The 4432-nt window shown below is 71.3% G+C and carries 6 protein-coding genes and 1 pseudogene; 3 read left to right on the forward strand and 4 right to left on the reverse strand.

Annotated features, from left to right (window positions below; translation table 11 throughout):
• A partial coding sequence (locus tag NCC78_RS28040) for a DUF6401 family natural product biosynthesis protein (RefSeq protein ID WP_250798263.1) occupies nucleotides 1-256 on the reverse strand: 256 nt, incomplete at its 3' end.
• Nucleotides 257-418: 162 nt separating this feature from the next.
• On the opposite strand from NCC78_RS28040, the gene NCC78_RS28045 reads away from it, so the two are divergent.
• Nucleotides 419-868, forward strand: a complete 450-nt coding sequence (locus NCC78_RS28045; RefSeq protein ID WP_250798265.1) for a hypothetical protein — start codon at nucleotides 419-421, stop codon at nucleotides 866-868.
• On the opposite strand, the gene NCC78_RS28050 is transcribed toward NCC78_RS28045, so the two are convergent.
• Entirely contained in the window at nucleotides 865-1077 is a 213-nt protein-coding gene (locus NCC78_RS28050; RefSeq protein WP_250798266.1) for a hypothetical protein, read from the reverse strand. The two genes, NCC78_RS28045 and NCC78_RS28050, sit on opposite strands and share 4 nt — an antisense overlap.
• 141 nt (nucleotides 1078-1218) lie before the next feature.
• A complete protein-coding gene (locus tag NCC78_RS28055) occupies nucleotides 1219-1662 on the reverse strand; it encodes a hypothetical protein (protein WP_250798268.1) in 444 nt (147 codons plus the stop codon).
• A gap of 289 nt (nucleotides 1663-1951) precedes the next feature.
• On the opposite strand from NCC78_RS28055, the gene NCC78_RS28060 reads away from it, so the two are divergent.
• Both NCC78_RS28060 and NCC78_RS28065 read left to right on the forward strand, forming a co-directional pair.
• Nucleotides 1952-3145, forward strand: a complete 1194-nt coding sequence (locus NCC78_RS28060; protein WP_284706361.1) for a low temperature requirement protein A — start codon at nucleotides 1952-1954, stop codon at nucleotides 3143-3145.
• Between the two features lie 165 nt (nucleotides 3146-3310).
• Nucleotides 3311-4285, forward strand: a complete 975-nt coding sequence (locus NCC78_RS28065; protein WP_250798272.1) for an MFS transporter — start codon at nucleotides 3311-3313, stop codon at nucleotides 4283-4285.
• Nucleotides 4286-4311: 26 nt separating this feature from the next.
• Here the strand turns inward: NCC78_RS28065 and NCC78_RS32260 are convergent.
• Nucleotides 4312-4432: pseudogene (locus NCC78_RS32260) on the reverse strand (OB-fold domain-containing protein); the annotation flags it as partial.

The raw sequence follows: 4432 nt of genomic DNA on the forward strand, positions 1-4432 counted from the left end.
GCCAGCCGTGCTCCAGCGCCGCCGCGCGTACGCCCTCGGCGTAGCCGGCGAGCGCGGCGGCGCTGAGGCGCCGCCGGTCCCCGTCGAGGCTCTCCCGCACCGCCGCGGCGTGCTGGTCGATCCGGGCGAGCAGCCCCGGTCGCACGGCGGCCGCGGCGAGCCCCTCGGCACCGACGAGGGCGGAGAGCAGGGCGATGGTGGACCGCGCCGAACCGGCGGCGGAAGGGGTATCGACCCGGTTTGACGGCATACGCATGAAGACCGAGGCTAACCGGCCGACCCGGGGGGCGACCTCGGCCGACCGGTGGGTACCGGGTCCCCCACCAGTCGTCCGACCAGGGCCGAGGGATTGACCGGACGCGGGCTGGGCAGGAGGAGAACCGCCCGGAGGGGCGCAGACGACACCGTGGAGGAACGGATGGCACAGCACGTGGACGAACCGGACGAGCGGCACCGCCGCCCCGCCGGGGTGAGCGACGAGACGGTGGCCGCGCTCGGCAAGCTCAGCGAAGCGCTGGAGTGCGTCGAGCGGGTCCGGGGACACCTCTACTCGCTGCACCAGCTCATCGGGCACGCCGACCTGATGCTCGACGACGCGGTGGAGATGTTCCGTGCCGCCGGGCACGCGGAGATCGCCGACCGGATCGACACCGACCTGCTGGGCCGCAACGTGATCGCCGGCCGGTGGACGTTCCAGATCGTCGAGGACTTCGACGACGGCTACTACGCCCTGTTCCGGGACGTCGACCGCCGCGCCCGCGAGGAACTGGTCGGCGGTCGACGGCACCTCTACGAGGCGGAGATGAAGGAGCAGCGGCGGACCCGCGGCCGGCCGGGGCACGAGGCGCGCCCCGGCGGGGCCGGCTAGTCGCCCGTGCGGGCGTCGGCCGGGCGGCGCCGGGCCGCGTCGTCGGCGATGATCACTGTCGCCACCATCAGCGCGACGCAGAGGCTGAACAGCCAGGAGCCGTCCGAGACCAGCTTGGCGGAGACGGGAGCCTGGAGGGCGGCGAGGAGAAAGCCGAGCCATGCCAGGCGGCGCTGACGCGCGGAGAGGATGCCGGAGCCCTGTTGCATCCCGAAAGTCTTGCTCGCGACACCGGGGTTGCCGTCAGCCGAACGGCCGATTCTGGATGAGCTGCCCGTTTTACTGACCGTCCGGTCCGTACTTTTTGTCCTACCCGGCATTGGGTTGGAGCTCCAGTTGGATGATCCGAGTCAGCCGACCAGACTCGCGCCCACCAGCGCCGTCAGAGCAGCAACCGAGAGGAGTGCGTTCGCGGCGTGCCCGTACTCCCACCGCCTCCGAAGCTGGGTCCACTCGGCTGGCAGGCTGGTCCACTGCTCGGTGCGCCGGTTCACGGGGAAGATGCGCGTCCAGAAGACCACCTGCGTCATCAGCAGGCATCCGAGGGCCGTAGCCGCGAGGGCGAACACCGCCGGCTCGGGGTGCACCATCACCGCCAGGGCGGCGGTCGACGCGATCGACGCGATCACCACGATCCCGGCCAGCTCCCAGCCCCGATAGATCTTCTGGACCACGAGGTACTCGTCGGCCGTCAGTCGCACCTTCGCCGGAAGCTCGATGAGGTGGGCGCCGGCCGGCACCAGCGCAAGGGCGGTCGTGAGGATGCTGAGGAACTCGAGTAGTCGGACAGCCATGACTTGACTGTCTCCTCCTGCGACGGTTCGGTGGGTGGCTGACCGCCTTATACCACAAGGTGCTCCAATCGTATGGTATAAGGCGGTGCGCCGGGTTTGTCCGGCCCGCTGCCCGGCGAGCAGGACCCCGGGGTACGACGGGGTTGAGGGGTAGCCGTCTTGTGGTTGTTGCCGCAGCCGTGCTGAGGATGGGCTGCATGGGGTGGTGGCGAGAGACTGGAGGCGTCGGGGGCGGGGCCATGCCGTCGGGTTCCTGCGTAACCCGGAGAGCGCACAGCAGGCCACGTACGTGGAACTCTTCTTCGACCTGGTGATGGTGTTCGCCCTCAACCGGCTGGTGGCCTCCGCGGTGCCGGGCCTCGAGGTGCCGGGCCCTGACGGCTCGGACTCTCCCAGCCAATGGACTGCGGTCGGCCGCACGCTGCTGCTGTTCGTGCCGCTGGTCTGGACGTGGACGATCACCGCCTACATCACCGCCAGACTCGACCCACGGACTCCCGGGACGCAGTGGTCGATCCTGGTCACCGCGTTCGCCATGCTGGTCATGGGCACGAGCGTGCCGCACGCCTTCGACGGCGCCGGCCTTCCCTTCGCGTTGGCGTACACATTCGTCCTGATCAATCGTGCGTTGGTTTTCGGCTATACCCTCAGTGGGCATCCGCTGGCCCGCCTGTTCTTCCGAGGCATGTTCTGGTCCGCCGTGGCGGGAATGTTCTTGATTCTCGGCGCGCTGGCCTCCGACCGGGCGCAGGTTCTGCTGTGGATCCTGGCAGTGGTCATCGATCTCGGCTCGGCGCGGCTGGGCTGGCCGCTACCCCGCCTGGGACGCGGGAGGGCGACGGCGTGGGCACTCGCGCCCCACTATCTCGCCGACCGATACCAGCAGCTGCTCCTGATCGCCCTCGGCGAGACCATCCTCGCGGTCGGCATCACCTACGCCGGCGGAACAGGCCGGACCGGCGGCTACGAGAGCATCGGGCTGCTCGTGGCGTTCGTCACCACCGTGCTGCTGTGGCGCATCTACTTCCACCGCGCCGGTCAGGTGCTCGGCAAGGCTGTCGCCGCCGCCCCGGACCCGGCGGGGTTGGGCCGCTTCATCGCTTCCGCCCACATGGTGATGATCTTCGGAATCGTGATCACCGCGATCGGACACGAACTCATCCAGAGCCATCCGGTCGCGTACGCCTACCCGGCGTGGTTGGTCATGATCCTCGGCGGACCGGCCTGCTACCTGTTCGGACGAGCCGCCCTGGAGCGGGCGGTCTTCTCCCGCGTCTCCCTACGCCGCTGGGTGGGTATCGGTGTTCTCCTCGCCATCGGCGCGCCACTACTGGCCGCTCCGCCGCTGACCGCTGGGATCACCGCCGCCGTCGTCCTGTTCGGCATCGCGATTGTCGACGCCCGCCGGGCTGCACACCGTCCATTGGAAAAGCCGCACCCGGCCAACGGAAAAGCGACCTGGTCCTGGTGGCGTAACCCCTAGAACCCGGGCCTTCCCGAGGTACCCCATCTCGCCAAGCATCGCGTGGGTGGGTGTCGTGCTGGCCTGGTCAACTCGGACACTACCTGTGACCTGTTGCCGAAGGTGCCCGTACCGAAGTGGGGGAGGGGCCGGCGGTCGTGAACGCCTGCGGCAGGATGGTCGTCCGTGTCCACCGCCCCGCCCCGTGCCTCCCTGCTCCTGCTCGCCTACCTCGCCTTCGTCAGCCTCGGCCTGCCCGACGGGCTGATCGGGGTCGGGTGGCCGTCGATCCGGGCCGACTTCGGCGTACCCACCGAGGCGGTCGGGCTGCTGCTCACCGCCGGGACCGCCGGTTACCTGACCTCCAGCGTGCTGGCCGGCTTCACCCTGGCCCGGCTCGGCGTGGGCTGGCTGCTCGCCGGTAGCACGCTGCTGGCCAGCCTGGCGCTCACCGGCTACACCCTGACTCCCGGGCTCGCCCTGATGGTGGGCTGCGCGCTGGTGCTCGGGCTCGGCTCCGGCGCGATCGACTCAGGGCTCAACGCGTACGCGGCGGGCGCCTTCGGTCCCCGGCACATGAACTGGATGCACGCGTTCTTCGGCCTCGGTGTGGCGATCGGGCCGCTGATCATGACCGGGGCGCTCAGCGTCGGGCTGTCCTGGCGGTGGGGGTACGGCGTCGTGGCGACCGCCCAGCTCGCCCTCGCCGCCGCGTTCGCCCTGACCGTCCGGGCCTGGCGGCGGGACCGCAGCCCGGCGCCGGTCGGGGAGAACCGCCCGGACCGTCCGCCCGCCGGGTCCGCGCCGGGCGCGGCGCCGGCCGTCACGCCGATACGGGTACGCGAGACGCTGCGGCTGCCGGCGGTCTGGCTGGGCGCGCTCGCGTTCGCCGTCTACGTGGCCATCGAGGTGGCCGCGGGGCTCTGGGCGTTCCTGCTGCTCACCGACGGTCGAGGGCTCGACGCGGCGGTCGCCGGCGTCTGCGTCTCGGGCTACTGGGGCAGTCTCTTCGTCGGGCGGGTGGTGCAGGGCGTGGTCGCCGAGCGGCTGGGCGCGGCGGCGGTGCTGCGCGGCAGCCTGGTCGGCATGGCGGTGGGCGCGCTGCTGATCGCCCTGCCCGCCCCGAGTCCGCTCAGGTGCGTCCCGGCGACGCGGCGCTGACCCGGGTGACCGGTGCGCGGGAGCTGCTTGGCGTCGTCGTCGGCGAAGCCGTAGAGGGTGAGCGAATCCTCCCGGACCACCAGGCTGGTGGCGAGCCGGGCCGGCTGGCCGACCCGCAGCTCCGCGAGGGTCCCCGGGGCGCACTGC

It is taken from the genome of Micromonospora phytophila (assembly GCF_023656545.1).
Lineage (GTDB): Bacteria > Actinomycetota > Actinomycetes > Mycobacteriales > Micromonosporaceae > Micromonospora > Micromonospora phytophila.